The 20,477-nt window shown below is 72.1% G+C and carries 22 protein-coding genes; 9 read left to right on the top strand and 13 right to left on the bottom strand.

Annotation, left to right across the window (positions count from 1 at the left end; all coding sequences use genetic code 11):
* Positions 1 to 36 precede the first annotated feature (36 nt).
* Complete coding sequence (locus tag ACFVYS_RS18755; RefSeq protein WP_389503293.1) at positions 37 to 438, bottom strand: ATP-binding protein; 402 nt, start codon at positions 436 to 438, stop codon at positions 37 to 39.
* Between the two features lie 181 nt (positions 439 to 619).
* Here ACFVYS_RS18755 and ACFVYS_RS18760 point away from each other — a divergent pair, with 181 nt between their 5' ends.
* Genes ACFVYS_RS18760 through ACFVYS_RS18770 form a run of 3 tightly spaced genes read left to right on the top strand, consistent with a single transcriptional unit; the run spans position 620 to position 2,156 of the window.
* Positions 620 to 1,162 (top strand): GntR family transcriptional regulator, encoded by a 543-nt coding sequence (locus tag ACFVYS_RS18760; protein WP_389503295.1) that lies wholly within the window; start codon positions 620 to 622, stop codon positions 1,160 to 1,162.
* Positions 1,159 to 1,953, top strand: a complete 795-nt coding sequence (locus ACFVYS_RS18765) for a GntR family transcriptional regulator (protein WP_389503297.1) — start codon at positions 1,159 to 1,161, stop codon at positions 1,951 to 1,953. The genes ACFVYS_RS18760 and ACFVYS_RS18765 overlap by 4 nt, the downstream gene beginning before the upstream one ends.
* On the top strand, positions 1,950 to 2,156 hold the full coding sequence (locus tag ACFVYS_RS18770) for a hypothetical protein (RefSeq protein WP_389503299.1): 207 nt from the start codon (positions 1,950 to 1,952) through the stop codon (positions 2,154 to 2,156). Before ACFVYS_RS18765 ends, ACFVYS_RS18770 begins: the two co-directional genes overlap by 4 nt.
* A 48-nt stretch (positions 2,157 to 2,204) precedes the next feature.
* On the opposite strand, the gene ACFVYS_RS18775 is transcribed toward ACFVYS_RS18770, so the two are convergent.
* Positions 2,205 to 2,657: a MarR family winged helix-turn-helix transcriptional regulator gene (locus tag ACFVYS_RS18775; RefSeq protein ID WP_389503301.1), complete on the bottom strand. Its 453-nt coding sequence runs from the start codon at positions 2,655 to 2,657 to the stop codon at positions 2,205 to 2,207.
* A gap of 98 nt (positions 2,658 to 2,755) precedes the next feature.
* On the opposite strand from ACFVYS_RS18775, the gene ACFVYS_RS18780 reads away from it, so the two are divergent.
* A complete protein-coding gene (locus ACFVYS_RS18780; protein ID WP_389503303.1) occupies positions 2,756 to 3,775 on the top strand; it encodes an NADP-dependent oxidoreductase in 1,020 nt (339 codons plus the stop codon).
* Positions 3,776 to 3,941: 166 nt separating this feature from the next.
* Here ACFVYS_RS18780 and ACFVYS_RS18785 read toward each other — a convergent pair whose 3' ends face one another.
* On the bottom strand, positions 3,942 to 5,117 hold the full coding sequence (locus ACFVYS_RS18785; RefSeq protein WP_389503305.1) for a serine hydrolase domain-containing protein: 1,176 nt from the start codon (positions 5,115 to 5,117) through the stop codon (positions 3,942 to 3,944).
* Positions 5,118 to 5,361: 244 nt separating this feature from the next.
* Here ACFVYS_RS18785 and ACFVYS_RS18790 point away from each other — a divergent pair, with 244 nt between their 5' ends.
* Both ACFVYS_RS18790 and ACFVYS_RS18795 read left to right on the top strand, forming a co-directional pair.
* A complete protein-coding gene (locus tag ACFVYS_RS18790) occupies positions 5,362 to 6,168 on the top strand; it encodes an EI24 domain-containing protein (RefSeq protein WP_389503307.1) in 807 nt (268 codons plus the stop codon).
* Positions 6,165 to 6,779, top strand: a complete 615-nt coding sequence (locus ACFVYS_RS18795; protein ID WP_385562319.1) for a LysE family translocator — start codon at positions 6,165 to 6,167, stop codon at positions 6,777 to 6,779. Before ACFVYS_RS18790 ends, ACFVYS_RS18795 begins: the two co-directional genes overlap by 4 nt.
* A 25-nt stretch (positions 6,780 to 6,804) precedes the next feature.
* Here ACFVYS_RS18795 and ACFVYS_RS18800 read toward each other — a convergent pair whose 3' ends face one another.
* Complete coding sequence (locus tag ACFVYS_RS18800; RefSeq protein WP_389503309.1) at positions 6,805 to 8,088, bottom strand: pyroglutamyl peptidase; 1,284 nt, start codon at positions 8,086 to 8,088, stop codon at positions 6,805 to 6,807.
* Positions 8,089 to 8,163: 75 nt separating this feature from the next.
* Positions 8,164 to 9,105 (bottom strand): LysR family transcriptional regulator, encoded by a 942-nt coding sequence (locus ACFVYS_RS18805; RefSeq protein WP_389503311.1) that lies wholly within the window; start codon positions 9,103 to 9,105, stop codon positions 8,164 to 8,166.
* A gap of 57 nt (positions 9,106 to 9,162) precedes the next feature.
* Here ACFVYS_RS18805 and ACFVYS_RS18810 point away from each other — a divergent pair, with 57 nt between their 5' ends.
* The gene (locus tag ACFVYS_RS18810; RefSeq protein ID WP_389503313.1) at positions 9,163 to 9,576 is read left to right on the top strand and encodes a RidA family protein; all 414 of its coding nucleotides are present in this window, start codon (positions 9,163 to 9,165) and stop codon (positions 9,574 to 9,576) included.
* On the opposite strand, the gene ACFVYS_RS18815 is transcribed toward ACFVYS_RS18810, so the two are convergent.
* On the bottom strand, positions 9,573 to 10,166 hold the full coding sequence (locus tag ACFVYS_RS18815) for a TetR/AcrR family transcriptional regulator (protein WP_389503315.1): 594 nt from the start codon (positions 10,164 to 10,166) through the stop codon (positions 9,573 to 9,575). The genes ACFVYS_RS18810 and ACFVYS_RS18815 overlap by 4 nt on opposite strands.
* A gap of 103 nt (positions 10,167 to 10,269) precedes the next feature.
* On the opposite strand from ACFVYS_RS18815, the gene ACFVYS_RS18820 reads away from it, so the two are divergent.
* A complete protein-coding gene (locus tag ACFVYS_RS18820) occupies positions 10,270 to 12,702 on the top strand; it encodes a beta-glucosidase (protein ID WP_389503317.1) in 2,433 nt (810 codons plus the stop codon).
* Positions 12,703 to 12,804: 102 nt separating this feature from the next.
* On the opposite strand, the gene ACFVYS_RS18825 is transcribed toward ACFVYS_RS18820, so the two are convergent.
* Together ACFVYS_RS18825 and ACFVYS_RS18830 are read right to left on the bottom strand one after the other, a co-directional pair.
* Positions 12,805 to 13,782: an aldose epimerase family protein gene (locus tag ACFVYS_RS18825; RefSeq protein ID WP_389503319.1), complete on the bottom strand. Its 978-nt coding sequence runs from the start codon at positions 13,780 to 13,782 to the stop codon at positions 12,805 to 12,807.
* A 15-nt stretch (positions 13,783 to 13,797) separates the two neighbouring features.
* Positions 13,798 to 14,700, bottom strand: a complete 903-nt coding sequence (locus tag ACFVYS_RS18830; RefSeq protein WP_389503321.1) for an SGNH/GDSL hydrolase family protein — start codon at positions 14,698 to 14,700, stop codon at positions 13,798 to 13,800.
* Positions 14,701 to 14,962: 262 nt separating this feature from the next.
* On the opposite strand from ACFVYS_RS18830, the gene ACFVYS_RS18835 reads away from it, so the two are divergent.
* Positions 14,963 to 15,457 carry a DUF3145 domain-containing protein gene (locus ACFVYS_RS18835; RefSeq protein ID WP_054238125.1) on the top strand — a complete coding sequence of 165 codons (495 nt, stop codon included), beginning with the start codon at positions 14,963 to 14,965 and terminating at the stop codon, positions 15,455 to 15,457.
* Between the two features lie 78 nt (positions 15,458 to 15,535).
* Here ACFVYS_RS18835 and ACFVYS_RS18840 read toward each other — a convergent pair whose 3' ends face one another.
* From ACFVYS_RS18840 to ACFVYS_RS18860, 5 genes are all read right to left on the bottom strand, one after another.
* Positions 15,536 to 16,840: a beta-ketoacyl-[acyl-carrier-protein] synthase family protein gene (locus tag ACFVYS_RS18840; protein ID WP_389503323.1), complete on the bottom strand. Its 1,305-nt coding sequence runs from the start codon at positions 16,838 to 16,840 to the stop codon at positions 15,536 to 15,538.
* An 80-nt stretch (positions 16,841 to 16,920) separates the two neighbouring features.
* Complete coding sequence (locus ACFVYS_RS18845) at positions 16,921 to 17,169, bottom strand: acyl carrier protein (protein WP_020126931.1); 249 nt, start codon at positions 17,167 to 17,169, stop codon at positions 16,921 to 16,923.
* A gap of 80 nt (positions 17,170 to 17,249) precedes the next feature.
* Positions 17,250 to 18,251, bottom strand: a complete 1,002-nt coding sequence (locus ACFVYS_RS18850) for a ketoacyl-ACP synthase III (protein WP_389503325.1) — start codon at positions 18,249 to 18,251, stop codon at positions 17,250 to 17,252.
* A 9-nt stretch (positions 18,252 to 18,260) separates the two neighbouring features.
* Positions 18,261 to 19,178 (bottom strand): ACP S-malonyltransferase, encoded by a 918-nt coding sequence (locus tag ACFVYS_RS18855; RefSeq protein ID WP_389503327.1) that lies wholly within the window; start codon positions 19,176 to 19,178, stop codon positions 18,261 to 18,263.
* A gap of 89 nt (positions 19,179 to 19,267) precedes the next feature.
* Positions 19,268 to 20,473 carry a CdaR family transcriptional regulator gene (locus tag ACFVYS_RS18860; protein WP_020126928.1) on the bottom strand — a complete coding sequence of 402 codons (1,206 nt, stop codon included), beginning with the start codon at positions 20,471 to 20,473 and terminating at the stop codon, positions 19,268 to 19,270.
* Positions 20,474 to 20,477 lie beyond the last annotated feature (4 nt).

Below are 20,477 nucleotides of genomic sequence, written 5' to 3' on the forward strand. Positions count from 1 at the left end.
GGCGACGCTCCCGGCCCGGGCCGGGAGCCGTCGTCGTCAGGGTGACCCGGGCCGGTTCTCGGTCTTGAAGGTCACCCACACCGTCTTGCCCACGGGGTGTTCGGTGATGCCCAGGTCGTCCGCCAGTTCCCGGGTCAGGAAGAGCCCCCGGCCCGAACAGGCGTCGGGGGCCGGCGGGCAGGCGGGCACGGGATGGTCACCGGTGTCGCGTACGGCGAGACGGACCAGGGGGCCGTCGAGGGTGAGGGTCACGCAGTACTGCCTGCCTGGGGGCACCCCGTGCAGCAGGGCGTTCGTGGCGAGTTCCGACACACACAGCTCTATGTCGTCCAGCCGGTCGACGCAGTCCCAGTCGCTCAGCACCTCGTGGACGAAGACCCGGGCAGCCCGTACGGACGCGCGCGAGCGGGGGAAACGACGTTGCCGTGACAGGGGCACGGGGGCACCTCCGGTGGTTCTGGGGCGTCCTGCGGCGAAACCTTACTGTTATTCGCGAAAGGTAACAAGGTAGTGAAGGGTGGCTGAGGGGGGTGGCTGAGGGTGGCGGTTGGCGGATGAGCCAAGTCGCCTACCGTGTAGGGCGGCAGGGTCGAAAGAGCGGTCGGCCGTAGGAGGAGTCGTGGGTGCGAGTGGATGGGTCAGCGCATCGTTGCCGTATCTGACGCCACGGGGCACCGGGCAGGGCGACGCCTGGGCGGCCGAGGCCGCCGCGCAGGGGCGGCGTGGCAGCCAGCGCATCCTGCACGCCGGTGAGGTGCCCGCCCCCGCCGACGTGGCGGCGCTGCTCGGCGTCCCCGAGGGCGAGCCGGTCGTCGTACGCCGGCGGCTGATCCTCCTCGACGACGAGCCCAGCGAGCTGACCGACACGTACTACCCGACGGTCATAGCGGCGGGCACCCGTCTCGCCGGGACCGCCAAGATCCCCGGCGGAGCTCTCACCCTGCTCGCCGAGCTCGGTCACGTCGGCGTCCTCGTGCGGGAGGACGTGACGGCCGGGATGCCGGACGAGGAGGAGCGCCATGCCCTGCGGACCGCCCCCGAGGAACCGGTCCTGCGGCTCGTCCGGCTCACGCTGGACCACGCCGACCGGCCGATCCAGGTCGACCGTATGGTGATGCCTGCCCTACGGCAGAGGCTGCGCTACCAGATCAGGATCGGATGACCGTGCCCAAGGCAGACCCGGAAGCCGTCGACCGCCGCTCCCTGCACGAGCGGATCGCGGCCGATCTGCGCGACGACATCATGAGCGGAGAGCTCGCCCCCGGCGCCCACCTGCCCACCACCGCCCGGCTCAAGGAACGCTTCGAGGCGTCGAGCGCCACGGTCCAGAAGGCCCTTCAGCTCCTCAAGGACGAACGTCTGGTGGTCGGCCGGGCGGGCGCCTCCGTCACGGTCCGCGAGCACCGCCAGCGCACCGTCCGGCCCGCCGCGCTCATGCGGCCTGGCAGCCCCGGAGCGCCCTACCGCTGGCTCTCCGAGGCGGCCAAGCACGGCACGCACGCCCGCATACAGCTCCTCGACGTGGCCGAGAGACGGCCGCCCGCCGACGTGCGCGCCGCCCTCGACCTCCCGGCGGACGGCATCGCGCTGCTCCGCGGCCAGATACTCCTCGTCGACGACGAGCCCGCCGAACTCGTGGAGTCCTACTATCCGTTGGACATCGCCCGGGGGACGCCGCTGGCCGAGCGCCGCAGGATCAGGGGCGGCACCCCGGCGCTGCTGACCGCGCTCGGCCACCCGCCCCGCCGCAGCACGGACCGGGTCTCCGCCAGGGTTCCCACCCAGGCCCAGTACCAGGCCCTGCGCCTCACCAGCGGCATGCCGGTCCTGCGCACCCTGCGCATGATCCACAGCGACGGCGGTCGCCCCGTCGAGGTCACCGTGATGGTGAAGGCGGGCCATCTCTACGAACTGCAGTACGAGTTCACAGCGGAAGGAGGGGGAGGAGCGTGATCGTGCTCGTCCTCTCGGGGATCCTCGTCCTCGTCATCGGCGGCTGCGCCTGCGTCTGGTGGGCTGAGCGGGGCGGCCCCCGCTGGGTGCGCGTCGTGGCCCTCGTGACCGTGACGATCGGCGAAGTGCTCTACGAGGCCAACCGCAGGAAGCGGAAGTCGGGCTGGGGCGGCTCGGGCAACTCGGGTGGCTCGGACGACTGAGGCGGAACCGGGAGGCGCAAGGACGCGCCCCCGACCGGCCCCTCGCCATCAGGCCTGGTCGTGCTCCGTGCCCAGCATGCGGCGCAGGAGCCCCCGCAGGGCCACCCGCTCCTCCTCCGCCAGGCCCGCCAGCGGCTCGCGGGCGAAGCGCAGCGACTCGCGCAGCCCCTTGGCTATCTTCCGGCCCTCGGCCGTGGCCGCCGCCAGCTTCACCCGGCGGTCGGCCGGATCGGGGCGCCGCTCGACCAGACCGCGGGACTCCAGGCGGTCGACGATGCCGGTCACGTTGGACGGCTCACACTTCAGTTTCTGCGCCAGCTTCCGCATCGGCAGCGGCTCCAGCGAGAGCAGGCTCAGCAGCCGGGCCTGTGCGCCGGTGAGGGCGTGACCTGCCGCGGCTTCCTCGTAGTCCTCGTAATAACGGGCCACGACCTCGCCGATCAGGCCGACGACCTCCATGGTCAGGGCATCGGGACGAGGGGCCGGATGTGGGGTGAGCATGGATCCAGGGTACCCCGTTACTTGACATCCTGAAATATTCAGGAGCATGGTTGTTTCAGGTAGTGAAGCATTTGCGAGCACAGGAAAGGCAGCCCCCCATGACCGAGTCGGCCCTCCCCACCACCAGCCGCGAATGGCGTCTGCTCAGCCGCCCCGTCGGCTGGCCGAAGCCCGAGGACTTCGAGCTGGCCGAGGCGGAGATCCGGCAGCCCGGCCCGGGTGAGGTGCTGGTCCGCAACGCCTACGTGTCCGTCGACCCGTACATGCGCGGCCGGATGAGCGCGGCCAAGTCCTACGTGGCCCCCTTCGAGCTGGGCAAGGCCATGCAGGGCGGAGCGGTCGGCGAGGTCGTCGCCTCCGCCGCCGAGGGCGTCTCCGTCGGCGATCACGTCCTGCACTTCGGCGGCTGGCGCGAGTACGCCACCTTCGACGCCAAGCAGGCCGTCAAGGTCGACCCCGCGGCCGCGCCCCTCTCCACCTACCTCGGCGTCCTCGGCATGACCGGGCTGACCGCCTACGCGGGCCTGCTGCGCACCGGCTCCTTCAAGGAGGGCGACTCCGTCTTCGTGTCGGGCGCGGCCGGCGCCGTCGGCAGCCAGGTCGGCCAGATCGCCAGGCTGAAGGGCGCCTCCCGGGTCATCGGCTCGGCCGGCTCCGACGAGAAGGTCAAGCTGCTCGTCGAGGAGTACGGCTTCGACGCCGCCTTCAACTACAAGAACGGCCCCGTGGCCGCGCAGCTCCGCGAGGCCGCTCCCGACGGTGTCGACGTCTACTTCGACAACGTCGGCGGTGACCACCTCGAGGCGGCCATCGGCTCGCTCAACGAGAAGGGCCGCATCGTGATCTGCGGCATGATCTCCGTCTACAACAACACCGAGCCGGCCCCCGGCCCGAAGAACCTCGCCCGCCTCATCGCGACCCGTGGCCGCATCGAGGGCCTCCTGGTCGGCGACCACTACGACCTCCAGCCGGAGTTCGTCCGGGAGGTCGGCGGCTGGGTCCGCTCCGGCGAGCTCAAGTACCGCGAGACGGTCGTCGAGGGCATCGAGAACAACCTGGAGGCGTTCCTCGGGGTGCTGCGCGGCGACAACACCGGAAAGATGATCGTCAAGCTCTGACCCCCGGTCCGTGACACCGCCCTGACACCGGTCGTCGCGTACGGCGAAGGCCGCACCCCTGGACGTGGGGTGCGGCCTTCGCTCGCTCGGCCGGCCAGCCACCGGGCCCGTCCGCCGGGCCTTTCATCCGGACCCGTCCGCTGTGGCTTCCGCCCGTGCCCTGCCGTCAGCCGGAAGCCAGTGCGGCGGCATGCACCGCCGCCGCCAGCCGGTCGTTCTCCGGCGCGGCCCCGCCCGGGAAGGCGAACCGGCGCCGGGTGTAGCCGTAGGCGAGCCCGCTGCGCGGATCCGCGAAGGCCTGGCAGCCGCCCGCCCCGCTGTGCCCGAACGCCCCGGCGCCGAGAAACGGATGCCAGGTGTCCGCGGTCGCCTGGAAGCCCAGCCCGTACGACCTGTGCGAACGCGCCACCACGTCGTAGCCCACCGAGTGCAGCTGCCCGAACTCCGCCGCCGTGTCCTCCTTCAGCAGCGGCGCCTTCCCGCCGACCTCGCTGATCGCCGCCGCGTACAGCCCGGCCAGTCCGCGCGCCGAGGCCACCCCGCCCACCGAGGCCGGCCCCCTGGCCCGGATCAGGGGGTCGTTGGGCAGGAGTTCCAGATCGGTCGGCTCGGCCGCGTGCCGGTTGAAGGCGACGGCGGCCAGGGTGTGCGGCCCGCCCGGCAGTGCGTCCAGCAGCGCCCGCTGCTCGGCGGTCGGCGCCATCGGCTGCGCGGTGCGGAACCGCGGCTCGTGCGCCGCGGGCAGCCCCAGGAAGAAGTCCAGCCCGTACGGGACGCGCACCCGCTCCTCGTACACCTCCTGGAGCGTGCGGCCCGTGGCCCGCCGGACGACCTCGCCGGTGAGCGCCCCGATGACCAGCCCGTGGTAGCCGAAGGCGGTGCCCGGTCGCCAGAACGGCCGCTGATCGGCGAGGCGTTCGGCGATCTGCCGGTCGTCGGCCAGTTCCTGCGGCGAGAACCCGCCGTCCGTGCCGATCACCCCGGCCCGGTGCGCGAGCAGCTCGCGCAGGGTCAGCGCGCCCTTGCCCTCGGCCGCGAACTCCGGCCAGTAGTAGGTGACTTTCCGGTCCAGCTCCAGGGTGCCCTCCTGGACGAGGAGCGCGACCACCAGATGGGCGGCGCCCTTGGTGGAGGAGTAGACGCCATAGAGGGAGTCGGGGCCGGCGCCGTCGCCCGGCACCCACAGGTCGACGACCCGTCGTCCGTGTACATGGGCGCACAACTGGCCTTCGTAGTCGGGCTGCTCCTCCGCCACGAACGCGGCGAACGCCTCCCGCACCACTTCGAATCCGTCGGCGACGCTGCCGTGGAGCTCCTTCGTCGTCCGAGTCAATCGAGTCATTCGCTCTCCTCAACCAGCCCACTGCTTGCGTGTGCCATGGTGATCAACACCTGGCCGAGATCGTTGCTTCCGGAGATCGGTACGGCGAGGCGCACCTGTTCGACTCAACCGCATCGAGCAGGTGTTGGCGTCAGCGCTGCCCCGGATGGCCTACGAGGGCCGCCGCGAGGGCGCGCCGCGCACGGCTCGCGGGCACCGGCCCGGCCCCGGGCCGTGAAATGTGCACGACCGATAGAGTTCGGCCATGCGCGATCTAGGGGCGGGGTTCAGCTACCTCCTGAAGGGCCAGCGGTGGGTGGCCCGGCACGGCAAGCAGTACGGGTTCGGTCTCGTTCCCGGCCTGATCACCCTTGTCCTCTACGCGGCGGCCCTGGTGGCGCTCGCGGTGTGGGGCGAGGACTTCGTCGGGTGGTCGACACCGTTCGCCGACGACTGGACGAGCCCCTGGCGCGGACTGTTCCGCGGCTTCCTCGTCGCCGTGCTGTTCGCCCTCGGACTGCTGCTCGCCGTCCTCACCTTCACCGCGGTCACCCTGCTCATCGGGCAGCCGTTCTACGAGAGCCTCTCCGAGAAGGTCGACCGGGACGTCTCGCCCGACGGCACAGCCCCCGAGTCCGGGCTGCCGCTCTGGCGCGAGCTGTGGATCTCCGCCCGGGACAGTCTCCGCATCCTCTGCCGCGCGCTGCTGTGGGCTGTGCTGCTGTTCGCCCTCGGGTTCATCCCGGTCGTCGGGCAGACCGTGGTCCCGGTGATCGGCTTCTTCGTCACCGGCTTCTTCCTCACCCAGGAACTCGTCTCCGTCGCCCTCCAGCGCAGGGGCGTCGACCTGCGGGCCCGGCTCGCCCTGCTCCGCTCCCGCAAGACCCTGATCTGGGGCTTCGGCACCCCCCTGGGGCTGGCCTTCCTGGTACCGGTCGTCGCGGTGTTCCTGATGCCGGGCGCGGTCGCGGGCGCCACCCTGCTGGCCCGTGAACTGCTGGGCGAGGAGATCACCGAGGGCGACCCGGCCGAGGGCGCCGACACCGCGAAGGAGGAGAACGCCACCTCATGACCGAGCTGCTCGCCGTCGCCCTCATCACCGTGCTGGCCGTCATCGCCCCCGGCGCCGACTTCGCGATGATCGTCCGCAACAGCTACCTCTACGGCCGCCGTACGGGACTGCTCGCGGCGACCGGAGTCGCCGCGGGCGTGCTCGTCCACGTCACCTACACGATGCTCGGCGTGGGCCTGCTGATCGCGTCGTCCACGTTCCTCTTCACCGTGATCAAACTGGTCGGCGCGGCGTACCTGATCTACATCGGCGTCCGTACCTTCCGCACCAAGGGCGAGGTCGAGGTCGACCTCACCGGCAAGACCGAGCTGACCCCGCTCGCGGCCCTGCGCGCGGGGTTCCTGACCAACGTCCTCAACCCGAAGACGACCCTCTTCGTCGTCTCCACGTTCTCCCAGGTCGTCAGCCCCGGCACGCCGGTCCGGCAGCAGCTCGGCTATGGCCTGTTCATGTCGCTGGCGCATCTGCTGTGGTTCGGCGTGGTCGCCGTCTTCTTCTCCCACGACCGCATGCGCACGTTGATGCTGCGCGGCCAGAAGGTCCTCAACAAGGTCATCGGCTCGGTCCTGGCGGGCCTGGGCGTCAGCCTGGCGCTGGCGCCCTCGCACTGACCCGGGCGCCGGGGGCCGCGCGCGCCTACCTCCCGGCCGTCCCGGCCACGGCCACGGCCAGGATCGCCCGTACCTGGGCGACGATGTCCTGCCGGTTCCGCACGAACTCCGGATCGGTCACGTCCTGGGTGTTGCCCGCCGCGAACTGCAGGACCGGCGTGTGCACATGCCCGCCCGGCAGGCTGTCGTGCAGCCCCAGCCGGTCGCGGAGCAGGGTGGCCCGGTAGGCGATCTCGTTGGAGAGGTAGTTCCCGCCGCCCCCGGCCCGTGCGGTCGACCCCGCCGTCGGCCCGTCCGGCCGGACGACGGGCTCGGTGCCTCCCCCAGGGGGGGCACCCCCAGCCGGTATCTCGGTGACGCTCGTGTTGTCGTAGACGGGGAACCGGCCCGTGTCCGCCGCCACGATCGCCGCGTACGGCAGCGTCGTGGTCGTCCACTGCGGCTGTGCGGCGGGGTCGGTGACCGGGACCGTCTCCGTGCGGCCGATGTTCTCGTTGTCGGGGAACCCGCCGCGCCAGGCCCCGTTGGTGCGCTCCACGTCGAAGCGGCCGACGCGGCCCTGGCTGACGGTGGTGAACAGATCGACGTGCGGCAGATACCGCCGCAGGGCGCGCTCCACCGTCTGCTCCGCGAAGTCCTGCCAGCGCACCGGGAACATGGCGGTCTCGACCCGCGCCGGGCCGTCCGCGGTCTGGATCACCGTGCCGTCGAGGGCGAGCGCCGTCGCCCCCGAGGGGTTGGAGATCCGGATGTCCCGGTCCAGGGTGAACGGGTCGAAGCCGGTGACCAGAACGCGCTTGAGTTCCTTGGCGTGTCGGGGGTAGTGCAGGTCGCTCTGGCCGCGCGAGGTGCGCTCCAAGGCGTCGAGCAGGGCGGCCCGTTGGCCGTCGGTGACCGCGAAGCCGGGCTGCCAGGTGCGCACTTCGCTCGTCATGCCGAGCCGCGCCCAGTACAGCGGCCGGTCGTCGTCCCGGCTGAGGTCCCCGCCGGCGGGGCCGCGCCCCTGGACCCGGTCCACCGCCCGCCGCCACAGGGCCGCGCCCTCGCGGGTGACGACCTGACGGGCACCGGCGTAGGAGTGCGAGGCCTCCAACAGCCGGGCGAAGCGCGGAGCCACCGCGTCGAACCCGGACCGGGCGAGGATCTCCTGGGGAACGGCCTGCGTCAGACGCTGTTCCTCGACCGTGGGGGTGGGCGCCGCCTCGGTGGTGGTGGCGGCGGTGGCGGGAACGGCGAGCCCGGCCGACAGGGCCAGAGCCAGAACGCCGACGCGAACGCGCAGGGAATGCGCGGAGTATGCGGGATGCACGGGGTGCGGGTCCTTCCGTCGCTGTGGGGGAGAGCGTGGGGTGGGACGGCGGAAGTATCCCGTGCCGGAAGTGGTCTACGCCATGGCGCCGGGGATCGTGGTCGCCGCCTCCCGCAGCGCGATGACGAACGCCTCCGCCGCCGGGGCCGGCGCGCGCCCCCGTTCCGTGGCCGCGTACACCGCCCGCGCCGGGGCGTCCTCGTCGAGCACCGGCAGCAGCACGACGTCCGGCCGTACGGACGAGGCGGCGAGCGCCGGGACCAGGGCGACGCCGAGACCCGCGGCGACATAGCCCTGCTTGGCGGTCCACTCGGCGACGACATGCGCCACCCGCGGCCGGAAGCCCTCCCGCAGCGCCGCGTCGAGGAGGGTGCCCTCGGGCCGGGCGGAGCCGGACACCCAGTCGGCGTCGGCGAGTTCGCCCAGCCGCACCGGCCCACCGCGGCCCGCCAGGGGATGCCCGGCCGGAACGGCGACGTACAGGGACTCGTCCAGGAGGTGACGCAGCGCGTACGACTCCAGCGCCGCGCGGCCCGTCGTGGACACCACAGCCAGGTCGAGATGTCCGGCGCCCAGCCGCTCCAGCAGCGCCGGGGTGAGCCCCTCCTCCCTCGTCACGCGCACCCCGGGACAGCGGTCCCGGAACGCGGCCAGGGCGCGCGGCACCAGCGCCGCGTCGGCCGTCGCGAACGCCCCGAACCGCAGCCGCCCGGCCGCGCCCTCCCGCAGCGCGGCCAGCTCGCGCCGCGCGCCGTGCAGGGCCTCGGCGACGGACTCCGCGTACGGCACCAGCGCCCGCCCGGCCTCCGTCAGCCGCACCCCCCGGGGCAGCCGGTCGAAGAGCGGGTCGCCGCCCAGGGCCGTCTCCAGCGAGGAGATCTGCCGGGACACCGCGGACTGGGTCCACCCCAGGGTCCGCGCGGCGACGGTGAACGAGCCGTGGCGGACCACCTCCAGAAACGCCCGCAGCCAGACGGTGGAGAGTTCGGGCAGGGCCATGCGATGCGGATCCGGCATGACCGCCATGCTGGACATTCGCTTGTCGCATCGCAAGTCCCGTCCTAGCGTCGGGACATGGAGATCACCCTCGACAACCCGGCCGGCGCCCCCAAGCCCCTGAGTCCCTACTACTCCCAGGTCGCCCGCGTGCAACAGGCGGACGGCAGCGCCCTGTTGTTCCTCTCCGGACAGATCGCCGAGGGCGCCACGCTCGCCGAGCAGAGCCGGGGCGTCTTCGAGACGATCGACGCCCTGCTGAGGGCGCACGGGGCGGGACTGGCGGACGTCGTCAACATCCGGACCTACCTCACGGACATCGGCAGGCTCGCCGAATACGGCGCCGTACGCCAGGAGTTCCTCACCGGCACCCCGCCGACCAGCATGACCCTCGAGGTGTCCCGGCTGTTCCGCCCCGAGGCGCAGATCGAGATCGAGGTGGTGGCGGCGGTACCCGCGGCCCGGCCCGGCGGCCCGGGTACGGAGGCCTAGGCCGGCCGGTCGGGGGCGTCCTCGCCCAGCAGCAGCAGGAAGTCCCGGAACGCCCCGGGCATGTCCACCGACTCCGGGTCCAGCAGCCACTGGTACTGGAGCCCGTCCATCACCGCCACCAGCAGCGGGGCCGTGCGCTCCGGGGTGAGGCCGTTCGGGAGGCGGTCGCCGTACTCGGTGCGCAGCACCGCCGCCATGCTCGCCCGCACCTGCGCGTACCGCTCGGTGAAGTACTCCCGCGCCGGATGCCCCTCCGTGACGCTCTCGCCGAGCAGCGCCGAGAAGGTCTGGATGATTCCGGGCCGCATCGCGTTGTACTCGACGAGCGAGGCCAGCAGATCCATCCGCCACCGGGTGTCCGGCACGGCGTCCCACTGGTCGCGCTCCTGGAGCACCGCCACCAGCAGCGCGTCCTTCGTCGGGAAGTGGTGCAGCAGCCCCTGCTGGGTCAGTCCCACCCGCTCGGCGACGGCGGCCAGGCTCGCGCCCCGGTAACCGCGTTCGGCGATCACCCCGAGGGCGGCCCGCACGATCTCGGCCCGCCGCTCCTCGCTCCTGGTCCTGGCGCTCATGCCGTCACGGTACGGCATTCGGACCTGTCCGTGTAACGGCAGGATAACGAAACCTACCGCTCTACAGGTGACCCGTGCACGATGGAGGCGTTGCACCGGCACTCAACGAGGAGGCACCGCCATGGCGGGAACCGAGGCGGGAACCGAAGCGGCCGTCGAGAAGGCCCTCGGCAGACTCGACCTGGACACCAAGACCCGGCTGCTGGCCGGCCAGGACATGTGGTCGCTGCCCGAGCTGCCGGAGATCGGACTGCGGTCCCTCGTCATGTCCGACGGCCCCGTGGGCGTCCGGGGTGTGCGCTGGACCGCCGACGACCCGTCCGTCGCGCTGCCCTCACCGACCGCGCTCGCGGCCACCTGGGACCCGGAACTCGCCCACCGCGCCGGCGTCCTCCTGGCCCAGGAGGCCCGCCGCAAGGGCGTCCACGTCCTGCTCGCCCCCACGGTCAACCTGCACCGCTCCCCGCTCGGCGGCCGTCACTTCGAGGCCTACAGCGAGGATCCCCACCTGACGGGGGTGATCGGCGCGGGCTATGTGAACGGCGTCCAGTCCGGCGGGGTCGGCACCACCGTCAAGCACTTCGTCGCCAACGACGCCGAGACCGACCGCTTCACCGTGGACAACCTGGTCGGCGAACGCGCCCTGCGCGAGCTGTACCTGGCCCCCTTCGAGGCCATCGTCGAGAACGCCCGCCCCTGGGGCATCATGACCGCCTACAACACGGTCAACGGCACGACCATGACCGAGCACCACCACCTCGTGAACGAGGTGCTGCGCGACGCATGGGGCTTCGACGGCTTCAACGTCTCCGACTGGATGGCCGCCCGGGACACCGTGGGCGCGCTGAGGGGCGGCCTCGACGTCGCCATGCCCGGACCGCGGACCGTCTACGGCGAGGCCCTCGCGGAGGCGGTACGCGACGGCCGGCTCGACGAGTGCGAGGTCGACGAGGCCGTACGCCGCGTCCTGCGGCTGGCCGCCCGCGTCGGCGCCCTCGCGGACGCCGAACCGGCCGTCACCCGGCTGCCCGCCCCCGTCGACGGCGAGGCCCTGGCCCGCGAACTGGCCCGCCGCTCCTTCGTCCTGGTCCGCAACGAGGACGGAGCCCTGCCGCTCAGGCCCGGCACCGTCGCCCTCATCGGCGCGGCCGCCCGCGACGCCCGGGTCCTCGGCGGCGGCTCCGCGACCGTCTTCCCGGCCCGCACGGTCTCCCCGCTCGACGGCCTCACCGCCGCGCTCCCCGAGGGCACCCTCAGCTACACCGTCGGCGCCGACCCCACCACCGAACTCGCCGTCGCCGACAAGGGCTTCGCGCTGCGGGCGGTCTGCCGCGACGCCGCCGGAACCGTCATCGGCACCCGGTCCGCGCCGAGCGGCCAGATCCAGTGGATGGGCACGGACCTCCCCGAGGGCGTCACCCACGACTCCGTCCACACGGTCGAACTGACCGGCACCTTCACCCCGCGCGCGAGCGGCCCGCACACCTTCGGCATCAAGGGCACGGGCGGCTTCACCCTCACCGTCGCCGGGACGACGTACTACGACGACGTCCAGCTGCCCGCCGACGACAGCGACCCCTTCGAGTCGTTCTTCGGCGCCCCCGTGCCCCGCGCCGAGGCCCCACTGACCGCCGGTGAACCGGTCGAGATCTCCCTCACCCATGTCTTCGCGCTGCCCGAGGGCATCCCCTTCAAGGCCATCGCCTTCGCCCTCGCCCACCAGGAGCCGCAGCGCGACCCCGACGAGCTGATCGCCGAGGCCGTCGAGGCGGCGCGGGCCGCCGACACGGCCGTCGTCGTGGTCGCCACCACCGAGCGCGTCGAGTCCGAGGGCTTCGACCGCAAGGATCTCCGCCTCCCCGGCCGGCAGGACGACCTGGTCCGCGCCGTCGCCGCCGCCAACCCGCACACCGTCGTGGTCGTCAACGCGGGCTCCCCGGTGGAGCTGCCGTGGCGCGAGGACGTCGCGGCCGTCCTGCTCACCTGGTTCCCCGGCCAGGAAGGCGGAGCGGCCCTGGCGGACGTCCTGACGGGCGCCCACGAACCCGGCGGCCGGCTCCCCACCACCTGGGGCTCCCTCGACGACGCCCCCGTCACCGAGGTCACCCCCACCGACGGCGAACTCGTCTACGCCGAGGGCGTCTTCATCGGCTACCGCGCCTGGGAGAAGGCGCGCCGCACCCCGGTCCACCCCTTCGGCCACGGCCTCGGCTACACCGACTGGACGTACGAGTCGGTCGGCATCACGGGCTCCACGGTCACCGTGCGGATCCGCAACAGCGGCGCGCGGCCGGGGCGCGAGGTCGTGCAGGTCTACCTCGCCCCCACCGGGACGGCCCCGGCCCCCGAACGCCCGGCCCGCTGGCTGGCCGGCTTCGCCGGGGTCGAGGCGGGCCCGGGGGAGAGCGCCGAGGTCACCGTGGAGATCCCGAAGCGGGCCTTCGAGGTGTGGGACGAGGCGGACCACCGGTGGTCCTTTGTGAAAGGTTCGTACGAAATTCAGGTGGGCCGCTCGATCGCCGACCGCAGGATCACCGCGACGATTAACGTGTGAACCGGCGCCCGTCGCCCCACTGACAGCCCCGGTCCGGGACCTGACCCCTGGACCGGGGCAACATCTTTTCCGGCCCGCGCCCCGCCGCCCGCCCCGCGGCCCCTACCGGACCGAGAAGCCGTACACCGTCTCCGACCGGTACACGGCCCCCGGCCGCAGCTCGGTGCTCGGGAACTCCGGCCGGTTCGGCGAGTCGGGGAAGTGCTGGGTCTCCAGCGCGACGCCCTCACCGGGCTCGAAGGGCTCGCCCAGGTGATCGGCGGTGTACAGCTGGAGTCCCGGCTCGGTGGTCGCCACCGTCAGCACCCGCCCGGACGCCGGATCGTGCAGCTCCGCCACCTCGACCGGGGTGTCCGTGACGCCCTTGTCGAGCACGAAGTTGTGGTCGTAGCCGGCGCCGACCTTGCGGGCCGCACGGAAGTCGAAGCGGCCGTCCGCCACCTGCGCGAGTTCGCCCGTCGGGATCAGGTCCGCGTCCACCGGCGTGTACCGGGCGGCGTCCAGCCGCAGTTCGTGGCCGCCCGCGCCGCCGCTCCCGGGACCGCCCAGGTTGAAGTAGCTGTGGTTGGTCAGGTTCACCACCGTCGGCGCGTCGGTGACCGCCTCGTACACGAACCGCAGCGCCCCCGCCGCGTCGAGCGTGTACGTCGCCGTGACCTCGAGGCGGCCCGGGAAGCCCTCCTCGCCGTGCGGTGCGACCCGGCTGAGCCGTAGCCCGTGCTCGACCGGCACGACGTCCCACACTCGCTTGTCGAAGCCGCGCGGGCCGCCGTGCAGGGAGTTCGGCGCGTTGTTCGGCTCCAGCGCGTACGTCACGTCGTCCAGCGGGAAGCGGGCGTGCGCGATCCGGTTGGCGTACCGGCCGATCAGCGCGCCGAGAAAGGGCTCCGGGTGCGCGAGATAGCCCTCCAGGTCCGCGAACCCCAGCACCACGTTCGCCGCGCGCCCGTCCCGGTCGGGGACCTCGACGGACTGCACGATCCCGCCGTACGAAAGGACCCGCACCCGGGTGCCCGCCCGCTCCAGAGTCCAGCGGTGCACCTCAGTGCCGTCGGAAAGTGTTCCGAAGTGTTCGCTCATGAGCGAAACCCTAAATCACGAGGCCTTGGCGGTGACCCCCTGATAGGCCAGCTCAGCGAGCCGTGCCTGGCCGTCCTTGCTCGGATGGAACCAGTCCCAGTGACTCAACTGGTCGGTTCCGAACCTGAAGTCGTACACCGCCCCGCCGTCGAACCGGCACCGCACGTCCTTCGCGCAGACCTCCGCCAGCACCGAGTTGTAGTCCTCCACCCGCTTCTGCACGGTCTCCCGCCGCGCGGTCGCCGCCGCGTCCAGCGCGTCCGCGTCGCCCAGCATCGACGGACACAGGCCCAGCTTCCACACCTGCTTGCCCAGCACGTTCGTCCGCCCCTGCGACCACAGCCGCTTCAGGTTCGGCACGCTCGTCACATACACCTGCGTCTTCGGCAGCGCGCGGCGCAGCGTGCTCAGCGCGTCCTGGAACTCCGCGCGGAAGTCGGCCACCGACGTCATCGCCGCCGTCGACTCCCGGCACGCGTCGTTCGCCCCCGCCATCACCGTCACCAACTGCGGTTTCTCGGCCGCCGCCTGTGCCATCTGGGCCGGCACGTCCGCCATCCGGGCCCCGGTCGCCGCGTAGTTCCAGCTGTGCGTGGCCGCCTTCGCCGCGCCCAGCAGCCGGACGGCGAGACTGTTCACCTCGGTGCTGGCGCCGGTAGCCCAGGACACCTCGGGGCAGTCCGCGAGCACCGTACACGCGTCGAAGCCACGCGTGATGGAGTCGCCCACCGCCGCCATGGAGGACGGGCTGGAGTCCCACAACGGGGTCGGCGACGGTGACGGCTTCGCCTCCCGGGCCCGGGTGCCCGAGGATCCCCCGGCGTCGCCGCCCCCCAGTGCGTCACAGCCGGCCAGGCCCAGGACGGCCGCCGTCGTGCCCGCGAGCACGGCCCGCGCGTGCCGGTTCCGTTTCCGCATCCGCTGGTGTTCCCCTCACTCCTCGAACAACGCCCCCCTATGACAACGCGCGGGAGTTCCCGGCGAATCACACCCACAAGATGGAACGCCTCACGCCCGCACAGGCGTCCTGCCGAGTGAATGGCGGAGGTTTCACGGCACTGGGACCGACGGTACGTCACACTCCTTGCGCCGCCGCACGGTAGCCTCGCCATCAACGCGGCTGCCTGCCACCGCAGCCATGCCGGCCTGCAAGACTGTCCCGCTCTGCCCGGAGGTCCCGGTGACGACACGTGGAGTTCTGTACGTGCACTCCGCGCCGCGCGCGCTGTGCCCGCACGTCGAGTGGGCCGTCGCCGGGGTGCTCGGCACGCGCGTCAACCTCGACTGGATCCGGCAGCCCGCCGCGCCCGGCACCTGGCGCTCGGAGTTCTCCTGGAAGGGCGAGGCCGGCACGGCGTCCAAGCTGGCCTCCGCGCTGCGCGGCTGGCACCTGCTGCGCTTCGAGGTCACCGCAGAGCCCTGCGCCACCGCAGAGGGCGAGCGCTACAGCTGCACGCCGGACCTGGGCATCTTCCACGCCGTCACCGGCATCCACGGCGACATCCTCATCCCCGAGGACCGGCTGCGCGCCGCCCTGCTGCGCAGTCAGCGCGGCGAGACGGACCTGGAGGCCGAACTGTCCAAGCTCCTCGGCAAGCCGTGGGACGACGAACTGGAACCGTTCCGATACGCGGGCGAGGGCGCCCCGGTGCGCTGGCTGCACCAGGTGGTCTGACCCCTGTGCGACACGAAGGGCCCCCGCCTCGCGAGGCGGGGGCCCTTCGCTCTGTACGAGCGCTGCTCAGGAGCGTTCTCAGACCGTACGGAACGCCAGCACCACGTTGTGCCCACCGAACCCGAACGAGTCGTTCAGGGCGGCGATACGGCCCTCCACGGGCAGCTTGCGCGCCTCGCCCCGCACGATGTCCGCGGCGGCCTCGGCCTCGGGGTCGAGGTTCTCGACGTTGATGGTCGGCGGGGCGACCCGGTTGTACAGCGCGAGGACCGTCGCGACGGACTCCACGCCACCCGCGCCACCCAGCAGATGACCGGTCATCGACTTGGTCGCGGAGATCGCCATGTGGTCGGTGTCGTCACCGAACACCTTGCGCAGTGCCTTCAGCTCGGCCACGTCACCGGCCGGCGTCGAGGTGGCGTGCGCGTTGACGTGCACGATCTCCGCCGGGTTCAGGTCGGTGCTGTCCAGCAGGTTCTGCAGGGCGTGCGCGATACCGCGGCCCTCGGGCTCCGGCTGCACGATGTCGTGGGCGTCGGAGGAGATGCCCTGGCCGACCGCCTCCGCGTACACCCGGGCCCCGCGCTGCGCGGCGTGCTCGGCGGACTCCAGGACGATCACGCCGGCCCCCTCGCCCATGACGAAACCGTCGCGGGCGACGTCGTAGGGACGCGAGGCACCCTGCGGGTCGTCGTTGTTCTTGGACATCGCCATCATGTTGCCGAACGCGGCGATGGGCAGCGGGTGGATCGCCGCCTCCGTACCGCCGGCGACCACGACGTCGGCGCGACCCGTACGGATCATCTCGATGGCGTAGCCGATGGCCTCCGCGCCCGACGCGCACGCCGAGACCGGCGTGTGCACGCCCGCGCGGGCGCCCACGAGCAGACCCACGTTGGCGGAGGGGCTGTTCGGCATCAGCATGGGCACGGTGTGCGGGGAGACGCGGCGGACGCCCTTCTCCTTCAGCACGTCGTACTGGTCGAGCAGGGTGGTGACGCCGCCGATGCCGGAGGCGATGACCGCGCCGAGCCGGTCGGGGTCGACGTCGCCCTCGCTGCCGCCCGACGCGTCAGCGTCTGATGTCACGGCACCGGCCCTGCCGGAGAAGCCGGCGTCCTTCCAGGCTTCCTGGGCCGCGATCAGCGCGAACTGCGCCGAGCGGTCCAGCTTGCGGGCCTGCGGCCGCGGGAGGACCTCGAGAGGCTCCACCGCGACGCGGGCCGCGATACGGACGGCCTGCTCGGCCGCCCAGTCATGCTCCAGGACCTTGACACCGGACTTACCGGCGACCAGACCCTCCCAGGTAGAGGCTGCGTCGCCACCCAGCGGTGTGGTTGCGCCGATACCGGTGACGACCACGGTGCGATTGGTCGGGCTCACGGATTCTTTCTCCAACGTTACGAGGATTCAGCGGCGCCACCGCCGGGTGGCGGGGCAGTTCAGCCCAGGGGGCCGATGGATCAGGCCTGGTTCTTGAGGATGTAGTTCGTCGCGTCGCCGACGGTCTTGAGGTTCTTGACGTCCTCGTCCGGGATCTTGACCTCGAAGCGCTCCTCGGCGGCGACGACGACCTCGACCATGGACAGCGAGTCGACGTCCAGGTCGTCGGTGAAGGACTTGTCCAGCTGGACGTCCTCAACCGGGATGCCGGCGATCTCGTTCACGATGTCGGCGAGACCGGCGACGATCTCTTCCTGAGTGGCGGCCATTTGGCGCTCCTTCTTTGATATTCCAGAGGGTGTGGCTTGGGTGTCTCCCGCACCGGACCGGTTGATCCGGCACGGAGTGCCTAGGGGAGGGTAACGACAGTGGCGGCGTAGACGAGACCCGCCCCGAATCCGATGACGAGCGCGGTGTCGCCGCTCTTCGCCTCGCCGGTCGCCAGGAGCCGCTCCATCGCGAGCGGAATCGAGGCGGCCGAGGTGTTGCCGGTGGTGCGCACGTCACGGGCGACCATGACGGACTCCGGCAGCTTGAGAGTCTTCACCATCGAGTCGATGATCCGCTCGTTGGCCTGGTGCGGGATGAAGACGTCGAGTTCGTCGGCGGTGATGCCGGCGGCGTCCAGCGCCTCCTTGGCGACCTTCGCCATCTCGAAGACGGCCCAGCGGAAGACCGCCTGGCCCTCCTGCGTGATCGCGGGGAACTTGGCGACCTCGCCGTCGCGGTAGTCCGTCCACGGCACGGTCTGCTTGATGGTCTCCGACTTGTCGCCCTCGGAGCCCCAGACCGTCGGACCGATCCCCGGCTCCTTGGACGGGCCGACCACGACCGCGCCCGCGCCGTCGCCGAACAGGAAGGCCGTCGCGCGGTCCTCCAGGTCGGTCAGGTCGGACAGCCGCTCGACACCGATCACGAGGACGTATTCCGCGGAGCCCTCGACGACCATGCCCTTGGCGAGGGTCAGGCCGTAGCCGAAGCCCGCGCAGCCGGCCGAGATGTCGAAGGCGGCGGCCTTGTTCGTGCCGAGCTTGTCGGCGATCTCGGTGGCGACGGCCGGCGTCTGCTTGAAGTGCGAGACGGTCGACACGACCACCGCGCCGATCTGCTGGGCGGTGATCCCGGCGTCGGCGATGGCCTTGCCGGACGCCTCGACCGACATGGCGGCGACGGTCTCCTCGTCGTTCGCCCAGTGCCGGGTCTCGATGCCGGAACGCGAGCGGATCCACTCGTCGGACGAGTCGATCGTCTCGAGGATCACCTCGTTGGGGACGACCCGGACGGGCCGGTAACCGCCGACCCCGAGGATCCGCGCGTACGGGGAGCCCTTACTGGGCTTGATCTTCGCCATCAGGGCTCCTCAGGCGACGCCGTGCTCGGCGATGAGCTCGCGAGCGGCGTCGAGGTCGTCGGGGGTCTTCAGCGCCAGCGTCTTCACACCGGGCAGGGCGCGCTTGGCGAGGCCGACCAGGGTGCCGCCGGGGGAGACCTCGATCAGCGCGGTCGCGCCGAGCTCCTTGAAGGTCTCCATGCACAGGTCCCAGCGGACCGGGTTGGCGACCTGGCCGACCAGCCGCTCCAGGATCTCGGCGCCGGTGGCGACGGACCGCCCGTCGCGGTTGGAGACGTAACGGATCTTCGGGTCGGCCGGCGTGAGCTCCACGGCGGCCTTGGCGAGGGCCTCGACGGCGGGCGCCATGTGGCGCGTGTGGAAGGCGCCGGCGACCTTCAGCGGGACGACCTTGCGGACGCCCTCGGGCTTGTCCTCGTTCAGCGCGGCGAGCTGCTCCAGCGTGCCCGCTGCGACGATCTGGCCCGCGCCGTTGATGTTCGCCGGGGTCAGCCCCAGCTTCTCCAGGTGTGCGACGGAGACCTCGGGGTCGCCGCCGAGCAGCGCGGACATACCGGTCTCGGTGATCGCGGCCGCGGCGGCCATGGCCAGGCCGCGCTTGCGGACGAGGGTCAGCGCGGCGGTGTCGTCGAGGACTCCGGCGAAGGTGGCGGCGGTGATCTCACCGACGCTGTGGCCGGCGACGGCGCCGGGGGTCACCTCACCGAGCGCGGTCGCGGACAGGATTCCGGCGGCCACCAGCAGCGGCTGGGCCACCGAGGTGTCACGGATCTCGTCCGCGTCGGCCTGGGTGCCGTAGTGGGCGAGGTCCAGGCCGATGACGTCCGACCACGCGGCGACGCGGGCGGCGGCACCGGGGAGTTCGAGCCAGGGGGTCAGGAAGCCGGGCGTCTGGGCGCCCTGGCCGGGAGCGACGAGTACGAGCACTCTCACACTCTCTCTTGTGGACGGCCAAAGCCGCCCGTGGGGACAGGGACGAAGAACGGCAGGGGGTTTTGTGGAGCCCCGACAAAAGCCTAGGTCTGGGGATCGCCGTCGACCAGGCGCCCCAGGATCAGCGCGATCCGGAGCGTGAACGCGGAGCGTACATCCGACGGCGACCAACCGGTGACGTCAGTCACACGTCGGAGCCGGTAGCGCACGGTGTTCGGATGAACGAAGAGCATCCGGGCGGCCCCTTCGAGGCTGGACGCCTGTTCGAGATAGACGGCGAGCGTCTCCAGGAGCGCCGACCCGGCCTCTTCGAGCGGTCTGTAGATCTCCTCCACCAACTGCTCACGCGCACCGGGATCACCGGCGATCGCGCGTTCCGGCAGCAGATCGTCCGCCAGCACCGGCCGGGGTGCGTCCTGCCAGGCGGAACCGGCCTTGAGTCCGGCCGCGGCGGCCTGTGCGGACCGGGTCGCGGCGAGCAGGTCGGGTACGACGGGTCCGGCCACCACGGGTCCCGCGGCGAACGGCCCGATCAGCGACCTGGCGACGGCGAGCGGGTTGTCGCTGCCACCGGCGATCACTACCAGCCGGGAGCCGAGCACCCCGGTGAGGACCTGGAGCTTGGCGTGTCGCGCGGCCCGCCGGATCGCCTCGACGGTCAGCTCGGAGTCACCGTCGGGCGCGGTCCCGAGGACCACACACACATGCTCGGGCGCGTTCCACCCGAGGGCCGCGGCCCGGCTCACCGCCCCCTCGTCGGCCTCACCGCTCAGCACGGCGTTCACGACGAGCGACTCCAGCCGGGCGTCCCAGGCGCCGCGTGCCTCGGCGGCCTGGGCGTAGACCTGGGCGGTGGCGAAGGCGATCTCCCGGGCGTACACGAGGAGCGCCTCGCGCAGCACGTTCTCGTCGCCGGGGGCCGCGACCTCGTCGATCGCGGACTCCATGACCTCGATGGTGGTGCGCACCATCTCGACGGTCTGGCGCAGCGTGATGGCCCGGGTCAGCTCACGGGGCGCGGTCCCGAACACATCCGTGGAGATGGCCTGCGGGGCGTCCGGGTGCCGGAACCACTCGGTGAAGGCGGCGATGCCCGCCTGGGCGACCAGCCCGATCCAGGAACGGTTCTCCGGCGGCATCGCCCGGTACCACGACAGTGTCTCGTCCATCCGCGCGATGGCCTGGGCGGCGAGACTTCCGGAGGACTTCTCCAGCCGCTTCAGCGTCGCGGGGTGGGGGTGGACGGCGTGCGCCGCGGGATCGGGGTGACTGGTTTCGGGTTCGGGCACGGGA

The sequence above is a fragment of the Streptomyces sp. NPDC058295 genome (assembly GCF_042880655.1).
Lineage (GTDB): Bacteria > Actinomycetota > Actinomycetes > Streptomycetales > Streptomycetaceae > Streptomyces > Streptomyces coriariae.